This is a genomic window from Jiangella aurantiaca, assembly GCF_004349105.1.
Classification (GTDB): domain Bacteria; phylum Actinomycetota; class Actinomycetes; order Jiangellales; family Jiangellaceae; genus Jiangella; species Jiangella aurantiaca.
On sequence record NZ_SMLB01000007.1, the window covers coordinates 96,741 to 113,380 of the forward strand.

The window sequence follows — 16,640 nt, forward strand, 5'->3', positions numbered from 1 at the left end:
CTCGAGTACCGACGAAGAGGATCACCGTGTCGACCATCCGACGCATCGTCATCGCGTCCCTCGCCGCGGCCAGCGCCGTCGCGCTGACCGCGTGTGACTCCGAGCAGATCGGCGCCGCCGTCGTCATCGACGGCGACCGGTTCACCGTCGAGGACCTGCAGAACGAGGTCGCGCGCGCCGAGCGGCTCGAGGGCTTCGACGTCGAGGCGGCCGGCGGTATGCCGGCGTTCCAGCGCACTGTCCTGACCCGGCACATCCAGCACGAGATCTTCGTGCGGCTGGCCGAGGACGAGGACCTCGAGGTCAGCGAGGCCGAGATCGACGACGCCATCGACGAGATCTCGGCGCAGGCTCCGGGCGGCGACCTCAGCACGGCGCTCGCCCAGGCCGGCTACACCGAGAAGGCGTTCCGGGCCGGCGTCGCCGACCAGTTGATCGCGCAGTCCTACTCCGAGGAGACCGGAGCCGACACCGCCGCGCTCACCGAGGTCCTCGCCGACCTCGGCGACGAGCTGGGCGTCGAGGTCAACCCGCGCTACGGCACCTGGGGCGAGGACCTCTCCGTCAGCGCGGACACCGGCTCGATCTCCGAACCGGCTTCGTGAGCCTGGTCCTTCTCTCCACCAGCCCCCGGGTCGCGCCCGGGCTGCTCTCCGCAGCCGCGTGGGACGCGCTGCGGTCCGCCGGCTCCGTGTACGTCGCCGACGAGGCGCACCCGCAGGTCGCGCCGCTGCGTGCGGCCGGGATCGAGGTCGGCGTGGCGCCGGCGCCGCCGACCTCGTCGTCCGGTGACGTGGTGTGGCTTCTGCCGCCGGGTGTGGACGGTGCCGGGTTCCCCGGCGTCCCGGTCGTGGTGGGGTCGTCGGACCTGCCCGGCGCGCGCCTGCTCGACCTCGTCGCCGTCATGGACCGCCTCCGCTCGCCCGGCGGCTGCCCGTGGGACGCCGAGCAGACGCACCGCAGCTTGGCGACGTACCTGCTCGAGGAGACGTACGAAACGCTCGAGGCGATCGAGTCCGGCGATGACGACGACCTGCGTGAGGAGCTCGGCGACCTGCTGCTGCAGGTGGTGTTCCACGCCCGGCTGGCGCAGGAGCGGCCGTCGGAGCCGTGGGGGATCGATGAGGTCGCGGCCGGCATCGCGTCGAAGCTGGTGCGGCGGCATCCGCACGTCTTCGCCGGGGTGGAGGCGACGTCCGCATCCGACGTGGGCGAGCGGTGGGAGCGGCTGAAGCGCGAGGAGAAGAACCGCACCTCCGCGGTCGACGGCGTGCCGCTCGCCCAGCCGGCGCTCTCGCTGGCGGCCAAGCTCGTCCACCGGGTCGAGAAGGCCGGCGTCCCGGTGTCGCTGCCTTCGGCGCTCGGGCGCGAGCCGGAGTCCGCTGAGGACGTCGGCGACGCGCTCTTCGCCCTGGCCGCGGCCGCTCGGGAGCGCGGCATCGACCCCGAACAAGCCCTCCGCGACTCCGCTCGCCGCTACATCGCCGCCGTCAAAGCCGCGGAGGCTGCCGCGGCGGAGTGAGGCCGCTGGATGGGTGAGCGTTCGGTGTCGCCAGGGCAGCACCAAGCGCTCACCCATGGCACGCCTCGCTCGATTGCGCGGCGCGCCGGGCGGGGGCGCGACACTGAGCGGGCTCGCTGTCGCTGGAGCGACAATAAGCTGCCACGTTGTTGTGCAGCGAACTCACACCGTTACGCCGCGGGGGCCGGCTAGCGCTCGCCGGGCTGTTCGGCCCGGAGGCCGCGTTCGGTGAGGTCGTGGAGCCGCTCCAGCCACCCCTCCGGCGCCGGCCGGACGCTGGCGGGCTGGCCGGTCAACGATATGCCGACGCCCGCGTTGACGTCGTCGAAGGTCAGGCCGCGAGCCGCGAGCCATGCTGGCGCGCCGGGCGAACTACGCTCGGGCGTCTGGTGGATGGCGTACAGCATGAACGGAGTGCGCCGGCGATGTCCCCAGTCCTCGCGCGGCACCGGAAAGGGATCCCCGGGGGGCGGCTCCGGGCCGAACGCGTCATACCAGACGTTGCGGAGCCACTCGTCGGTGATCCACTGGGAGTCGGCGGTGCGGTGCGGCGGATACGACGAATCGCGGATGTGTTGCGCTAGCTCGTCGCGGAAGGCTCGGTAGCTGCCGTCCTCGTCGTCCGCCAGCAACTCGGGGACTTCCTCGCACGCCTCGACGTAGGACTCCGGCAGTTCGTCCGCCAGGCCGAGGCCGCTTCCGAAGTACTCCCTGAAGTTCTCGCTCGGCGGGGTCATATGAGGTCCTCCAGACGCTTGCTGTTCGGGTTTCGATGGCCGACCGGGTAGCACGTCACCAACTGCCAGCTTGACGGCCCCACGCGCTTGAACTGGAGGAACGCTCCTGCGTCCGGTCCCTCGACGATGGGGTCGTACGGCACTGCGTACACCGGCGGCGCGCCGTGGACCATGGCGTACTCGCGTGCGTCCAGCCAGTCGTCCGTCATGGCGCGATTCGACGTCGCCGTACCTCGGTAACCTGCCGCATCGCCGGCGACCAGGCCGGCCGACTCCGCGCTGACGTGGATGGCGACACGCTTGGTCTTCGGCTTCGTGTGCCGGTTGAGCAACTCGTCCAATCCGGTCGCGTGGTCGCGTGCCCAGCGGAGAAGCGCCTGGAGAGGCTTGGCCATAGCTTCGGGGGACGTGAATCCACCGGCGGCGGGCCCGCACCAGTGGTCGGACTCGGCGCCGCCGGCCGCTAACGGCTGCCAGCGCTGTTGCCCGGCTGGATCCTTGCGCCAGAGCAACCGGGCGAGCTGGGCCTCGCGAGAGATGTGAGGTCCGTGCCGTTCGACGGCATGACAATCGCTGCCTTGGAGCATGCGCACGCCCTCCGCGCGGTCGTTGTACGAGAGCCGATCGCTGACACGTATCTTCGCCTGGTCGGAGGCGTGGTGCGGCTGCGCCGGAACGCCGGCGGCCGTTTGCACGGTCAGCGTGACGCTGCGGTCGACCGCGGCGAGCAGGTCGTCGATGTAGTTCTGGGCGAAGCCGGCCGGGAAGTGGTCGTGCAGGTCGCCAACGGGTGCAGCCGACGCCATTGGCGGCAGTGCCGCCAGCCCATGCCAGGGGGCGAGCAACGCCAGCAGCGTGTGGATCTCCGTTACGTACGGCCGCCGCGCCTCGGCGAGCCGACCACGCAGGTCTGCGTCGAGCTGGCTGCCGAGGTCGTCCACCTGCTGGGCGAGCGCCGGGACGTCGAGCACCCCGCGGGGCAGCCGCACCGCGGCCAGGGCCTCGGCGACGCCTCGCGCTCGCTTGCGCGCCTCGGTCGCCGCGCCGTCGGCCTGGTACTCGAGATCGACGCAGGTGCGGAGCAGGCCCTCGATGGCCGCGCGCACCGCACCGCGGTCCGGCGGCGCGGGCTGCTGCGTCACGCGCTCGACCCTACCGGCCACCTTGTGCCGATGCAGTCCAGACGGCTCGGAACCCAGGTGACCACCGGTAGCGTTGTCATCAGACAACGACGAAGGGAACCTCCGTGACCTGTCCGAAGTGCAACGGTCAGATGAAGACCTATGACCGGTTGGGCGTGCACGTCGAGCAGTGCGACAACTGCAAGGGCATTTTCCTCGACAAGGGTGAGCTGGAGCAGATCGTCGCCGCCGAGGAGCAGTACAACGCGCCACCGCCACCGCTGGACTACGGCCGCCAGGCGCCGCCGCCGCAGCAGCCGTACCAGCAGCCCTACCGGGGCCGCCCCGACAGCCCGGCGCCGTACGGGCGCGGCTACTCCGACTCGCCGAGCCCGTACGGCTACGGCGGCCGCAAGCGTAGGAAGAGCTTCTTCGACCAGCTCTTCGACTGATCCACCCGCGTGAACCTGCTGATCTGCGAGCGCTGCGGCGAACGCGCCGACCACCCGCAGGTCGAGCCCGAGGCGGTCATCCGGTGCGCCCACTGCGGCCACCGGTGGCCGTTCCTCCGGCTTCCGCTGTTCTGCGTGACCGGCCCCAGCGGCACTGGCAAGTCCACCGTCCAGCGCCTGCTCGCCGGTGAGCTGGCTGAACGCTTCGTCGTCCTCGAGCAGGACGTGCTGTGGGTCGCCGGGCTGCGCGACGACCGGGCGGAGCACCGGCCGTTCCGGTCGACGTGGCTGCGGATGGCCGCCATGATCCACCAGAGCCGCCGGCCGGTGGTGCTGTGCGGGACGGTCGTGCCGCCGGAGTTCGAGCCGCTGCCAGAGCGGGCGCTGTTCGAGCGCATCGACTATCTGTGCCTGACCTGCGACCCGGACGTGCTCGCCGAGCGGCTCCGCAACCGGCCGGCCTGGCGGGAGTGGGACGGGCCGCGCATCGCCGAGATGCTCGACTACGCGGCCTGGATCGACGCCACCGCGGCCACCATGGACCCGCCGATGACGCTGCTCGACACCACCGGCGTGCCCGCCGAGCAGACCGCCCGCGCCGTCCGCGACTGGCTCGACGAACGCGCCAAGACCACCCCGGCCTAGGGCTCTTCCCACCTCACCGGGCGTGCATGGCGCCAGCCCGGCATGCCTGGCTGTCAGGGGACGGGGGAGGTCTAGCGACGGGCGAGCCTCGACTGCGTGCCGCGCGGCGTCCACGTGGTGAGATTCCGCCGCGATCCGGGGCACGTCACCACGTTTTCTGGAGCATCACCACGCCTGCAATCGTGGTGAGGCTCCAGGAATCCTGGTGATGCGGGCGATCCTTGATGATCATGGCTGTCCACAGACTGCAGGTGCACGGCGAACGCCACGAAATCCCGCGAACCGCACACCCGGCGAACCCTGACGCGCCGACCCACGGAACTGCAGAGGCGCCTCATTTCGGGTCGAGCACGCCGAGCTCGGACGCCAGGATCAGGTACATGCCGTGCGACCAGAGCAGTGGGTGGGCGCTGGGTCCCCACCGCTGCGTCCACTCGGACAGCCGGTCGGGCGCCAGCAGCGGCGGCACCTGCTCCGGCAGCCGGCCCGCGGAGTCGGCGGTCGAGGCGATCCACCGCAGCAGCTCCATCGCCCGCTCCTGCGACCCTGCGACGGCATGGTGCCAGCCGAGGAACGCCGCCAGGATCGGCCACTGCCCGCCGCCGTAGAAGGTGTCGCCGACGTAGCGGTGCACGCCGCCACCCGGTGTCGACAACTCCGACGACACCCGCGCGACGGTCGCCGTCAGCACCGGACCGGTCGGCGGGAGCAGCCCGAACGGCACCCCTGCCACCACCAGGCTCGCGTCGACCGCCGTCGACCCCAGCCACTTGCGCAGCACGCCGTCGTGCACGCCCTCTGTCGCGACCAGCGCCGCGATCTCATCCGCCGCCGACGTCGCCGGCCCCGGCAGCACGCCGAGCGAAGCGGCCGCGCGCAGCCCGCCGTACACCGTCGCCAACGTCGAGACGTGCGTCTGGTCGCGGTGCTCCTCCCACCAGTCGCGGCAGGTCAGGGCCCCGACGGCGACGAGGTAGCGCACGGCGGTCTCCGCGGCCGCAGCGTACGGCGCCAGCGGCAGGTCCCAGCGCGACAGGTGCGACCGCAGCGCCCACAGCCACGTCCCGTAACCGTCGACCTGGTAGTTCCACCAGTCGTCGTCGTGCCACTCGCCGGCCAGCGTGTACCGGGCCGGCAGCAGCTCGGAGTCGGCCGGCTGGGAACCCGCCGCCACCCGCGCGATCAACTCCTCGACCGCCGGCGCTTCCCGCGTCAGGACCCGCGCGCACCAGTCGTGGAAGGCCGTCGCCGACTCGACGGCGCCCCGGCCGAGCCCGCCCGCCCTGCTCATCCCCTCGGCGACGAACGCGCCGTCGCGGAACCAGCAGAAACCGTACGGCGGGAAGCCGATCGCCGCCGGGTACGCACCGGACGGGTCCTGGGCCTGGGCGATGAGCGTGACGCTGACCTCGGCAAGCTCCGCGAGTCGCCCCGGGTCGGCATCGGCGGCTACAGACAATGGGTTGACAGGTTCGGCCATGATGCCCGAATGTAGCCGATGTAACCGGTTTATGTAACCGGTACCAAAGGAGCGACCAGACGATGGACAGCGCGGATCCGAAGAGCCCCCAGCGACGCCGCACGTCCGGCCGCGCCAGCGTGACCATCCGCGACGTGGCGCGGCACGCGGGCGTGTCGGTGGCGACCGTCTCCCGCGCGCTCCGCGGCAGCGACCTTGTCCACCCGGCCACCCGCGAGCGCGTCGACGCCGCCATCGAGGAGCTCCGGTTCACGCCCAGCCAGCTCGGCCGCTCGCTGGCCGAACGCCGGCACGCCGCCAACGGCATCGTCTTTCCCGACCTGTCCGGCCCGTACTACGCCGAAGTCGTCCTTGGCTACGAGGAGGTCGCCGCGACGCTCGGCCGCTCGGTGCTCATCCTCAGTACGCACAACCGCGAGTCGGCCGACGAGATGGTGCTCGACCTCGCCGGCCGCGTCGACGGCCTGGCGGTGTTCGGACGAACCGTGCACGACGACGTCGTCGCCGAGATCGTCCAGCGCGGCGTCCCCGTCGTCCTGATGGCGCGCACCGAGATCGAGGGTGCTGACTCCGTGCGTACCGAGAACGTCGTCGCCGCGGCCTCCGTCGTCGACCACCTGGTCACGCACGGGCACCGGCGCATAACCTTCCTCGGCGACCCGGTCGACTCCACCGACGTCGCCGAGCGCTGGGCCGGGTTCCGGGGCGCGCTCGCCCAGGCCGGGGCGGACGTGCCGGAGCAGGCCATTCCGGCCGGCTTCAAGGAGGACGACGGTGCCCGCGTCGCCGCCGACCTCGTCGCCGGTGGCCTGCCCGACGTGGTCGTCTGCGCGAACGACGAGCTGGCTCTCGGTCTCACCGTCGCGCTGGCCGAGCAGGGGATCGACGTACCGGGGGATGTCGCCGTCACGGGGTGGGACGACGTCATGGCGGCGCGCTACGCCGGGCTGACGACGGTCCGTCAGCCGATGCGCGAGATGGGGGCCCGGGCGGCGCGACTGCTGGACGCCCGGATCAGCGGAGACCGTTCCGAACCACGTCACGACGTCCTGACCACCCAGCTCGTGGTCCGCCGCAGTTGCGGGCCGCACCCCTAAAAGGAGGCTCATCGATGAGTCGACGACACATCAGCGCCGCGACCGCCCTGGCCGTGGCGACGGCGCTCGCCCTGGCGGCCTGCGGCCGTGAGGACGACGAGGGATCCGACGGCAACGCCGCGCCGTCCGCCGACATCACCGAAGGCCCGGCCACCGGCACCATCGAGGTCTGGGCGATGGGCACCGAGGGCGAAGAGCTCGGTGCGTTCCTGGCCGACTTCGAGGAGGCCAACCCGGACGCCACCGTCGAGGTGACGCCGGTGCCGTGGGAGGGCGCGCACGACCGCATCGCCACCGCCATCGCGGCCGGCGAGACCCCCGACGTCAGCCTCATCGGCACCACGTGGATGGGCGAGTTCGCGCAGACCGGCGGCCTCGAGCCGACACCGACCGACCTGTTCGACGAGAACGACTTCTTCCCCGGCCCATGGGCGTCGACGGTCGTCGACGGCACGTCCTACGGCGTCCCCTGGTACGTCGAGACCCGCGCGCTGTTCTACCGCACCGACCTCGCCGAGGCGGCCGGCCTGGAACCGCCGCAGACCTGGGACGACCTCAAGGCGTTCGCGCAGGGCTTGCAGCAGGCCGGTGCCCAGCAGGGCATCTACCTGCAGCCCGGTCAGAGCGGCTCGTGGCAGACGTTCATGCCGTTCGCCTGGCAGAACGGCGCGACGCTCACCGACGGCGACGCGTACACGCTGGACAGCCCGGAGATGACCGAGGCGCTGGAGTACTACACGTCGTACTTCACCGAGGGCCTGTCGCAGGACACCGTGCTCCAGCCGGGCGCGCTGGAGCAGATGTTCGCCGACGGCGCCATCGGCTCGTTCATCTCCGGGCCGTGGCACATCGGCCTGGTCCGCGACGCCGGCGCGACGGACAACTTCGACGTCGTCCCGCTGCCCGGCAAGGACGAGGCGCCCGGCACGTCGTTCGTCGGCGGCGGCAACCTGGCCGTCTTCACCGACTCCGACAACAAGTCCGGTGCCTGGAAGCTGATCGAGTACCTCACCCAGGTCGAGGTGCAGCAGAGCTGGTACGAGACACTGACCGACCTGCCGTCCAAGCCCGCGGCCTGGGAGGACGGCCCGCTGACGGAGGACCCGCTGGTCGCGGTCTTCGGCGAGCAGCTGGAGAGCACCGAGGCGCCACCCGCCGTCCCGACGTGGGAGCAGGTCGCGTCCGTCATCGACGCCGACGTCGAGGCGGCCGTGCGGGGCGCCATGAGCCCTGCCGACGCCGTCGCGGACATGCAGTCGCAGGCCTCGTCCATCGGGACCGGATTGCAGTAGCCGATGACCACCGCCACCACGGCTCCAGCGAGCCGCCCGGTCCCCTCGGGCGGCTCGCCGGCCGGCCGGCGCCGGAGCCTGCTGCAGCGGCGGCAGGCCCGGACGGCCTGGCTGCTCGCCCTGCCGTTCCTGCTGCTGTTCGCGGCGTTCACCGCCGGACCGGTGTTCGCGTCGCTGCTCATGAGCTTCACCGACATGCGCAGCACGGACGTGCGCTCGCCGTTCGCCGTCGACCTCGCCGCCTTCGACAACTACACGGCGCTGTTCCAGGACGACCTGTTCCGCAAGGTCGCGGTCAACACGGCGATCTTCGTGCTGGTCGGTGTGCCGCTGACCATGGTGCTGGCGCTGGCCGCGGCGGTCGGCCTGAACAACATCACCCGGCTGCGGGCGTTCTTCCGGCTCGGCTACTACCTGCCGGTAGTGACCAGCATCGTCGCCGTCTCCGTCGTCTGGCGGTTCCTGCTGCAACCGGACACCGGGCCGATCAACCAGCTGCTCGGCACCGTCGGCATCGACGGCCCCGACTGGCTGGGCGACCCGTCGCTGGCGTTGCCGTCATTGATCGTGATGGCCGCCTGGCGCAACCTCGGGACGCTGATGGTGATCTTCCTGGCCGGACTGCAGACGGTGCCGCGCGAGCTGCTGGAGGCGGCCGAGGTCGACGGTGCCGGGCGCTGGCAGCGGTTCCGGCACGTGACGCTGCCGCTGCTGCGCCCGACGCTGCTGTTCGGCGCCGTCATCACCGGCATCGGCTATCTGCAGTTCTTCGAGGAGCCGTTCGTGATGACCAACGGCGGGCCGCTCAACGCGACGCGGTCGGTGTCCTACTACATCTACGACCAGTTCAGCTTCGGCAACTACGGGTACGCCGCGGCGGCCAGCTACGTGCTGTTCGTGGCGATCGTGGTGCTGACGGCGATCCAGTTCCGCGTCCTGCGGCCGAAGGCGTGAGGGGGCCGACGATGTCCACGCACACCCCACTGCCGGCCACCGCCGCCGACGACGACGTGCGGACCGGCGCCCCGGAGCCCGGCGCGGACGGCGGCGCACAGCGCTCGTCGTCGCGCTGGCTCTACGTCGTCCTTGCCGTCGGCCTGCTGGCCATGGCGCTGCCGTTCGTCTGGATGGTGCTGTCGTCGGTGAAGCCGGAGGCCGAGGTCCGGTCGATCCCGCCGACGTGGCTGCCGGAGACGTACACGCTGGAGAACTACCGCGAGCTGTTCGACCGGCTGCGCTTCCCGACGTACTTCTTCAACTCCACCGTCGTCGCGGTCGTCGTGACGGCCGGGAACCTGGTGTTCGGCTCGATGCTCGGCTACGCGCTGGCGAAGCTGGACTTCCGCGGCAAGAACGTCGTGTTCGCGCTGGTGCTCGGCACGCTGATGGTGCCCGGCATGGTGACCTTCGTGCCGCTGTTCGTGCTGGTCAGCAACATGGGGCTGACGAACACCTTCCCCGGGCTGATCCTGCCGTACCTGGTGGGTCCGCTGGGCGTGTTCCTCATGCGGCAGTACTTCCTGGGGCTGCCGGACGAGCTGATCCACGCCGCGCGGGTCGACGGCGCCGGCGAGCTACGCATCTTCTGGAGCGTCATGCTGCCGCTGACCGGGCCGGCGCTCGCGACGCTGGGCATCCTGACGTTCCTGACGTCGTGGAACAACTTCCTCTGGCCACTGGTCGTGGCGCAGACGGAGGACATGTACACCCTGCCTGTCGCGCTCGCGCTGTACTCCGTCGGCCAGAACGCCACGCAGTACGGCCTGTTGCTGGCCGGCGCCGTCGTCGTGGTCGTGCCGGTGATCGTGCTGTTCCTCGCGGTGCAGCGGTACTTCGTCCAGGGCATCGCGATGACCGGCATCAAGTGATCCACGTGGAAGGAAAGACGCGTGAGCAGTGAGATCGACGCCCGCACCGACTTCGAGACCAGGCTCGGCCGAGCCAGCGGGGAGGCGGGCGGCGCCGCGGTGTCGCTGCCGGCGCCCGGTGGCCTGACCGCGAGACCCGGGCGGGCGCAGGTCACGCTGTCGTGGGACCCGGTCGACGGCGCGGTGGGATACCTGGTGCACGTGGCGGAGTCGCTGGACGGCCCGTTCGAGCCACTGGACCACCAGGGCCGCGACGTGCTCTCCGTCCCGCACGGCCCGTACGCCGACACCACGGGCGCGCCCGGGGTGGAGCGCTGGTACGCCGTCGCCGCCGTCGCGTCGGTGGACCAGGTCGGCGAGCTGAGCGATCCGGTCTCGTCGGCCTCGGCCACCGCGGAGGGCGAGCCGGTCTCCGTCGTCGTCGACGGCTCCTCCGACCAGGGCGAGCTGGACCGGCCGTGGCGGCCGATGATCGGCAGCGAGCATCTCTCCCACGCGCTGTCCACCGACCGCACCGGCGGGCGGGAGATCGGCGCCGAGCTGCGGGCCGCGCTGAAGGCGGCGCACGACGAGCTCGGCGTCGAGACCGTGCGGGCGCACGGCATCCTCTGCGACGACCTCGGCGTCTACCGCGAGGTCGACGGCGAGCCGGTGTACGACTTCACCGGCGTGGACCGCGTGTACGACATGGTCCTGTCGCTCGGGCTCACGCCGATCGTGGAGATCTCGTTCATGCCGCGCGACCTCGCCGCGGACCCATCGGCGACGGTGTTCGAGTACGGCGCGATCATCTCGCCGCCGAAGGACTGGAACCGCTGGTACGACCTGGTGCGGGCGTTCGTCGCGCACCTCGTCGACCGGTATGGGCTGGACGAGGTCCGCGACCGGTGGGCGTTCGAGGTGTGGAACGAGGCCAACCTCGAGGTGTTCTGGTCCGGGACGCCGGAGGAGTTCTTCCGGCTGCACGTCGTCGCCGCGTCGGCGGTGAAGTCGGTGGACGAGGGGCTGCGGGTGGGCGGGCCGGCGTCGGCCGCGGCCGGCTGGATCGACCAGCTGCTGCTGGCGATCGGCGACGAGCCGCTGGACTTCCTGTCGACGCACACCTACGGCTCGCCGCCGCTGGACCTGCGCCCGGTCCTGGCGCGGCACGGCCGGCCCGGCACGCCGATCTGGTGGACCGAGTGGGGCGTGACGCCGACGCACTTCAACGAGGTCAGCGAGTCGGTGTTCGCGGCGGTGTTCCTGCTGCGCGGCATGCGTTCGGCGATGGGCCGGCTGGAGGCGCTGTCGTACTGGGTGGTGTCGGACCACTTCGAGGAGCTGGGCCGGCCGCCGGCCCTGTTCCACGGCGGGTTCGGCCTGCGCACCGTCGGTGAGCTGCGCAAACCCCGGTGGTGGGCGCTGGCGATGCTGGAGGCGCTGCCGTCGCGGCGGCTGGCGGTGCGGTCGTCCGGGGACGGCGCGGACTCGCTGGTCGAGTCGCTGGCCGCGCTGGACCCGTCCAGCGGCCGGGCGGTCGCGCTGGTGTGGAACGGGACGCTGGACCAGTCCAAGGCGGCGGGCTCCGCGGAGCTGGCCCGGCGGGTGTCGCTGCGCTTCACCGGCCTGCCCGACGGCGACTACGAGCTGCGCCATCACCGCGTCGACGACGACCACTCGTGCGTCCCCGCGGTCTGGCGGCGCATCGGCGGCGGTGCGGCCTGGCCGACCGACGTGCAGTGGGCCGAGCTGCGCGCCGCGGACCGGCTGGACCAGATCCACCCGCCCTGCCGCGTCACCGCGACGGACGGCGTGGTGGAGGTCGCCTTCGACCTACCCAATCCCTCGATGTCCCTGGTGCAGTTGGTCCCCGTCCCGGAGTGACCCCGGCGTCAGTCGACGCAGAGACAGAAGGGATGCCCGGCTGGGTCGAGGAACACCCGGAAGGACGTGCCGGGCTGGTGCTCGTGTTTGGTCGCGCCGAGCTGGAGCACCGCCGCCTCGGCGGCGTCGAGGTCGTCCACGATCACGTCGAGATGCATCTGCTGCGGCACCTTCTGGCCCGGCCATTCCGGCGGGGTGTAGTCCTCGACCTGCTGGAACGAGATGCAGTTCCCCTCTGTGCGGATGTCCGCCCAGCCGGGGGAGAGCTCGACCTTCCAGTCCAGCATCGTGCCGTAGAACGTGGCGAGAGCAGCCGGATCGGGACAGTCGATCACGATGCTCGGGAGTTGTGCGATAGCCATGCCGGCACGGTAGACCCGGATCCGGACGATCCGCGTCCGGATAGCGCGGAATCCCTGTCCGGTGGTTCGGCCCTAGAGTGTGGCCACCCACGCCGCGTTGATCTTGGAGTTGTTCGGCCATCTATCGGACATTTCACCCCGCAATTGCCGAACAACTCCAAGATCAACGGGGTGGGGTCCAGAGACTGGTCGATTTTCCGGCCGCATGCAGAGCGGCCCGTCGGTCCCGGTTCGGGTACTTGGTCCGGGTAGGCTGCGGTCGTACGAGCGTGCAGCGCCGCCGTCGTCACTGCGCCCGCGTACGGAGACGACAGCGACACACCGCAGGAGACGATACGTGGCCACGATCGAAGCAATCGGAGCACGCGAGATCCTCGACTCCCGGGGCAACCCGACGGTCGAGGTCGAGGTGGCTCTCGACGACAGCACCATCGCACGTGCCGCCGTTCCGTCCGGCGCCTCCACCGGCGCGTTCGAGGCGGTCGAACTGCGCGACGGCGACGCCGCCCGGTACGCCGGCAAGGGCGTGGAGAAGGCCGTCACGGCCATCATGGACGAGATCGCACCGGAACTGCTCGGCTTCGAAGCCAGCGACCAGCGGCTCGTCGACCAGGCACTGATCGACCTGGACGGCACTCCGAACAAGGGCAAGCTGGGCGCCAACGCCATCCTCGGCGTCTCGCTGGCGGTCGCGAAGGCCGCCAGTGAATCGACCGCTCTGCCATTGTTCAGATACCTGGGCGGGCCGAACGCGCACCTGCTGCCGGTGCCGATGATGAACATCCTCAACGGCGGCGCGCACGCAGACAGCAACGTCGACATCCAGGAGTTCATGATCGCGCCGATCGGCGCCGAGACCTACCGCGAGGCGCTGCGCTGGGGCGTCGAGGTCTACCACACGCTGAAGGGCGTGCTGAAGGCGCGCAGCCTGTCGACGGGGCTGGGCGACGAGGGCGGCTTCGCGCCGAACCTGCCGAGCAACCGCGACGCTCTCGACATCATCGTCACCGCCATCGAGAAGGCCGGCTTCACGCCGGGCGCGCAGATCGCGCTCGCACTCGACGTCGCGTCCACGGAGTTCTACGAGGACGGCAAGTACGCGTTCGAGGGCAAGAGCATCTCCGCCGCCGAGCTCACCAAGTACTACAAGGAGCTGGCCGCCGCCTACCCGCTGGTCTCCATCGAGGACCCGCTGTCCGAGGACGACTGGTCCGGCTGGGCAGCGCTCACCGACGTGCTCGGCAGCAAGCTGCAGATCGTCGGCGACGACCTGTTCGTCACCAACCCGGAGCGGCTCGAGCGCGGCATCAAGGAGCACGCCGCCAACTCGCTGCTGGTCAAGGTCAACCAGATCGGCTCGCTGACGGAGACCTTCGACGCGGTCTCGCTGGCGCAGCGGTCCGGGTTCACCTGCATGATCAGCCACCGGTCCGGCGAGACCGAGGACACTACCATCGCCGACCTCGCCGTCGCCACCAACGCCGGCCAGATCAAGACCGGCGCCCCGGCGCGGTCCGAGCGGGTCGCGAAGTACAACCAGCTGCTGCGCATCGAGGAGGAGCTCGACGACGCCGCCCGGTACGCCGGCGCCTCGGCCTTCCCGCGGTTCCAGGCGTAGGAGGGCCCGTGCCCGCGTCGCGCCGTTCGCCCAGCGCCCGCCCCGCGGCGGGCGCTGGCACGGCGCGGCGTCCCAGCGCGGGCCGGGCCGGCCGGCCGTCGGCTCGCGCGCCCAAGGGCGGCACCGCGGCGGCGCGGCCGCGCACCGCGGTCGACTCCGGTGAGGGGCCGCCTCCGCCGCCACCACCGCGCCGGCCGCAGCCCAAGCCCGGCGGCCGCCCGTCGGTCACCGGCCGGGCCGCGGTGCTCGCGCTCGTGCTGGCGGTGCTGCTGGTGTCCTACGCCTACCCGCTGCGGACCTGGTTCGACCAGCATCGCGAGCGGGTCGAGCTGCAGCGCGAGCAGGAGGAGCTGACCGCGTCCGTCGAGCAGCTCGAGCAGGAGCTGCGGTTGTGGGAGGACCCCGGCTACGTGGCTGCCCAGGCCCGCGAGCGGCTCGGGTTCGTGCTGCCCGGCGAGCGGAGCTACATCGTGCTGCCCGACGCGAACGCGCAGGACGAGACCTCCGCCGCCGAGGCCGGCGGGTTGCCGCCGGCCGGGCAGGGCACCTGGTACGAGCGGCTCTGGGCATCGGTGACGTTCGCCGACAGCCCGCCGCCGGAACAGCCGGCCGACGACGGAGACGACGCAGCCGAGTGACCGCCACCGCACCCACGCCCACCGACCTCGACACCGTCACCCAGCAGCTCGGCCGCCCGGTCCGCGGCGTCCGGGCCATCGCGGCACGGTGCGGCAGCGACGGCGCCGGGCACCCGTCCGTGGTCGAGACCCAGCCGCGGCTGCCCGACGGCACGCCGTTTCCCACGCTCTACTACCTGACCTGCCCGCGCGCCGTCGCGGCGACGTCGGCACTGGAGTCCGGCGGCGTCATGCGCGAGTGGACCGACGAGCTGGCCGACGACGCCGATCTGGCCGCCGCCTACCGCGCCGCGCATGAGTCGTACCTGGCTCGGCGCGAGGCGATCGCCCACGTCGAGGAGATCGCCGGCGTCACGGCGGGGGGCATGCCCGACCGAGTGAAGTGCCTGCACGTCCTGGTCGCGCACAGCCTCGCTGCCGGCCCGGGCGTCAACCCGTTCGGCGACCGCGCCCTGGAGCTGATGACCCCGACGTGGACCCCGGCCACCTGCGACTGGAGCCCCGTATGACCCGCGTCGCTGCCATCGACTGCGGCACCAACTCGATCCGGCTCCTCGTCACCGACCTCGACCCGGTGGCGAACGGCCAGCACGACCTCGACCGCCGGCTGCGCATCGTCCGGCTCGGTAAGGACGTCGACCGCACCGGCGTGCTCTCCCCCGAGGCGCTGGCCCGTACGTTCGAGACGCTGCGCGAGTACGCCGGCATCATCGAGGGCCTCGGCGCCGACCGCGTCCGCATGGTCGCCACCAGCGCCACCCGCGACGCCGCCAACCGCGACGAGTTCGTCGCCGGCGTCGTCGACGTGCTCGGCGTCGAACCGGAGGTCGTGTCCGGCGCGGCCGAGGCCGGGCTCTCGTTCGACGGCGCCGTCCGCGGCCTTCCGTACGGCGCGGGGGCGCCCTACCTCGTCGTCGACATCGGCGGCGGCTCGACGGAGCTCGCGCTCGGCACCGACGGCGTCACGGCCGCTCGCAGCGTCGACATCGGCTGCGTCCGGCTGACCGAGCGGCGGTTCCTGGCCGACCCGCCCACCCCCGAGCAGGTCGCCGCGGCCCGGGCCGACATCGAGGCCGCACTGGACGAGGCCGCCGCCGTCGTGCCGATCGGCGACGCCCGGACGCTGGTCGGCCTAGCCGGCTCGGTCACCACGGTCGCCGCGATCCACCTGGAGCTGGCCGAGTACGACTCCGTGGCGATCCACCACAGCCGCATCCCAGCGCAGCGGGTGCGGGCGATCAGCGACCATCTCCTCACGCTGACCCACGACCAGCGGCTGGCCATCGGGCCGATGCACCCCGGACGCGCCGACGTCATCGCCGCCGGCGCGCTGGTGCTGCGCTGCGTCGTCGACCGCGCCGGCGTCGACGAAGTGCTGGTCAGCGAGCACGACATCCTCGACGGCATCGCCTGGAGCGTCGTCTCCGACTGAGCCGGCCGCCTCAGGGCGGCGACAGCGCCGCGATCGCCGCTTCCCACGATCGCAGGAACTCCGCGTACCCGGCGGCGAACCGCTGCAGCTCCGCCGCCGCGTCCTCCGTCAGCGCGGTCAGCTCGTAGCCGACCATGACGTCGCTGCCGCCGTCGCCACCCGGACTCAGCTCCACCCGTACGACGCCCGCCCTGGAGCCCGGTGTCACCCGCGCGTAGGAGATGCTCCTGCCGGGGTCGCGGTGCAGGACCACCCAGATCGTGTGCTCGCCGTCGGCGCCGGTCTCGAAGACCGTGCCGGGCGCGGTGTCGTCGTCGGTGCGGACGGGGAACCGCGGCTCCCAGCCGGGCACCCACGTGGCCTCGCCGCGCGGCGTGAACAGCACGAATGCCTCGGCAGGCGGCAGCGCGACGTGCAGCTGGCCGGACAGGTCGTGGTGCGCACCGGTCATGCGGCGAACCATAGCAGCCAGTCTTCAACTGGCGTTCAGCTGCGCGCCGCGTGTCGGTTCAC

Annotated in this window: 18 protein-coding genes; 13 read left to right on the plus strand and 5 right to left on the minus strand. The window is 71.8% G+C overall.

The window, feature by feature from the left end; all coding sequences use genetic code 11:
- Nucleotides 1-26: 26 nt before the first annotated feature.
- A complete protein-coding gene (locus tag E1262_RS07610) occupies nucleotides 27-605 on the plus strand; it encodes a SurA N-terminal domain-containing protein (RefSeq protein WP_162605811.1) in 579 nt (192 codons plus the stop codon).
- Nucleotides 602-1,522 (plus strand): nucleoside triphosphate pyrophosphohydrolase, encoded by a 921-nt coding sequence (locus E1262_RS07615; RefSeq protein ID WP_132102539.1) that lies wholly within the window; start codon nucleotides 602-604, stop codon nucleotides 1,520-1,522. Before E1262_RS07610 ends, E1262_RS07615 begins: the two co-directional genes overlap by 4 nt.
- A 188-nt stretch (nucleotides 1,523-1,710) precedes the next feature.
- Here the strand turns inward: E1262_RS07615 and E1262_RS07620 are convergent, their stop codons facing one another.
- Nucleotides 1,711-2,259, minus strand: coding sequence for a hypothetical protein (locus E1262_RS07620; RefSeq protein WP_132102540.1), 549 nt, complete (start codon nucleotides 2,257-2,259; stop codon nucleotides 1,711-1,713).
- Complete coding sequence (locus E1262_RS07625) at nucleotides 2,256-3,401, minus strand: hypothetical protein (protein ID WP_132102541.1); 1,146 nt, start codon at nucleotides 3,399-3,401, stop codon at nucleotides 2,256-2,258. Before E1262_RS07625 ends, E1262_RS07620 begins: the two co-directional genes overlap by 4 nt.
- A 104-nt stretch (nucleotides 3,402-3,505) precedes the next feature.
- Between E1262_RS07625 and E1262_RS07630 the strand changes: the two genes are divergently transcribed.
- Nucleotides 3,506-3,832: a TFIIB-type zinc ribbon-containing protein gene (locus E1262_RS07630; protein WP_132102542.1), complete on the plus strand. Its 327-nt coding sequence runs from the start codon at nucleotides 3,506-3,508 to the stop codon at nucleotides 3,830-3,832.
- A 9-nt stretch (nucleotides 3,833-3,841) separates the two neighbouring features.
- On the plus strand, nucleotides 3,842-4,477 hold the full coding sequence (locus tag E1262_RS07635) for an AAA family ATPase (RefSeq protein ID WP_132102543.1): 636 nt from the start codon (nucleotides 3,842-3,844) through the stop codon (nucleotides 4,475-4,477).
- A gap of 334 nt (nucleotides 4,478-4,811) precedes the next feature.
- Here the strand turns inward: E1262_RS07635 and E1262_RS07640 are convergent, their stop codons facing one another.
- Nucleotides 4,812-5,957: a glycoside hydrolase family 15 protein gene (locus tag E1262_RS07640; protein WP_132102544.1), complete on the minus strand. Its 1,146-nt coding sequence runs from the start codon at nucleotides 5,955-5,957 to the stop codon at nucleotides 4,812-4,814.
- Between the two features lie 62 nt (nucleotides 5,958-6,019).
- Between E1262_RS07640 and E1262_RS07645 the strand changes: the two genes are divergently transcribed.
- Genes E1262_RS07645 through E1262_RS07665 form a run of 5 tightly spaced genes read left to right on the plus strand, consistent with a single transcriptional unit; the run spans nucleotide 6,020 to nucleotide 12,077 of the window.
- The gene (locus E1262_RS07645; protein WP_203453659.1) at nucleotides 6,020-7,054 is read left to right on the plus strand and encodes a LacI family DNA-binding transcriptional regulator; all 1,035 of its coding nucleotides are present in this window, start codon (nucleotides 6,020-6,022) and stop codon (nucleotides 7,052-7,054) included.
- A 14-nt stretch (nucleotides 7,055-7,068) separates the two neighbouring features.
- Nucleotides 7,069-8,346 carry a sugar ABC transporter substrate-binding protein gene (locus E1262_RS07650; protein ID WP_132102545.1) on the plus strand — a complete coding sequence of 426 codons (1,278 nt, stop codon included), beginning with the start codon at nucleotides 7,069-7,071 and terminating at the stop codon, nucleotides 8,344-8,346.
- A 3-nt stretch (nucleotides 8,347-8,349) separates the two neighbouring features.
- Nucleotides 8,350-9,300 (plus strand): carbohydrate ABC transporter permease, encoded by a 951-nt coding sequence (locus E1262_RS07655; protein ID WP_132102546.1) that lies wholly within the window; start codon nucleotides 8,350-8,352, stop codon nucleotides 9,298-9,300.
- A gap of 11 nt (nucleotides 9,301-9,311) precedes the next feature.
- On the plus strand, nucleotides 9,312-10,214 hold the full coding sequence (locus E1262_RS07660; protein WP_132102547.1) for a carbohydrate ABC transporter permease: 903 nt from the start codon (nucleotides 9,312-9,314) through the stop codon (nucleotides 10,212-10,214).
- A 21-nt stretch (nucleotides 10,215-10,235) separates the two neighbouring features.
- Nucleotides 10,236-12,077 (plus strand): GH39 family glycosyl hydrolase, encoded by a 1,842-nt coding sequence (locus E1262_RS07665; RefSeq protein WP_132102548.1) that lies wholly within the window; start codon nucleotides 10,236-10,238, stop codon nucleotides 12,075-12,077.
- 8 nt (nucleotides 12,078-12,085) lie between these two features.
- Here the strand turns inward: E1262_RS07665 and E1262_RS07670 are convergent, their stop codons facing one another.
- The gene (locus E1262_RS07670) at nucleotides 12,086-12,439 is read right to left on the minus strand and encodes a VOC family protein (protein WP_132102549.1); all 354 of its coding nucleotides are present in this window, start codon (nucleotides 12,437-12,439) and stop codon (nucleotides 12,086-12,088) included.
- Between the two features lie 337 nt (nucleotides 12,440-12,776).
- Between E1262_RS07670 and eno the strand changes: the two genes are divergently transcribed.
- Genes eno through E1262_RS07690 form a run of 4 tightly spaced genes read left to right on the plus strand, consistent with a single transcriptional unit; the run spans nucleotide 12,777 to nucleotide 16,127 of the window.
- Nucleotides 12,777-14,057: a phosphopyruvate hydratase gene (gene eno / locus E1262_RS07675; protein WP_132102550.1), complete on the plus strand. Its 1,281-nt coding sequence runs from the start codon at nucleotides 12,777-12,779 to the stop codon at nucleotides 14,055-14,057.
- Between the two features lie 8 nt (nucleotides 14,058-14,065).
- Entirely contained in the window at nucleotides 14,066-14,695 is a 630-nt protein-coding gene (locus tag E1262_RS07680; RefSeq protein ID WP_132102551.1) for an FtsB family cell division protein, read from the plus strand.
- Nucleotides 14,692-15,204 (plus strand): DUF501 domain-containing protein, encoded by a 513-nt coding sequence (locus E1262_RS07685; protein ID WP_132102552.1) that lies wholly within the window; start codon nucleotides 14,692-14,694, stop codon nucleotides 15,202-15,204. Before E1262_RS07680 ends, E1262_RS07685 begins: the two co-directional genes overlap by 4 nt.
- A complete protein-coding gene (locus tag E1262_RS07690; protein WP_132102553.1) occupies nucleotides 15,201-16,127 on the plus strand; it encodes a Ppx/GppA phosphatase family protein in 927 nt (308 codons plus the stop codon). Before E1262_RS07685 ends, E1262_RS07690 begins: the two co-directional genes overlap by 4 nt.
- Nucleotides 16,128-16,137: 10 nt before the next feature.
- On the opposite strand, the gene E1262_RS07695 is transcribed toward E1262_RS07690, so the two are convergent.
- Entirely contained in the window at nucleotides 16,138-16,578 is a 441-nt protein-coding gene (locus E1262_RS07695) for an SRPBCC family protein (RefSeq protein ID WP_132102554.1), read from the minus strand.
- Nucleotides 16,579-16,640: the final 62 nt, after the last annotated feature.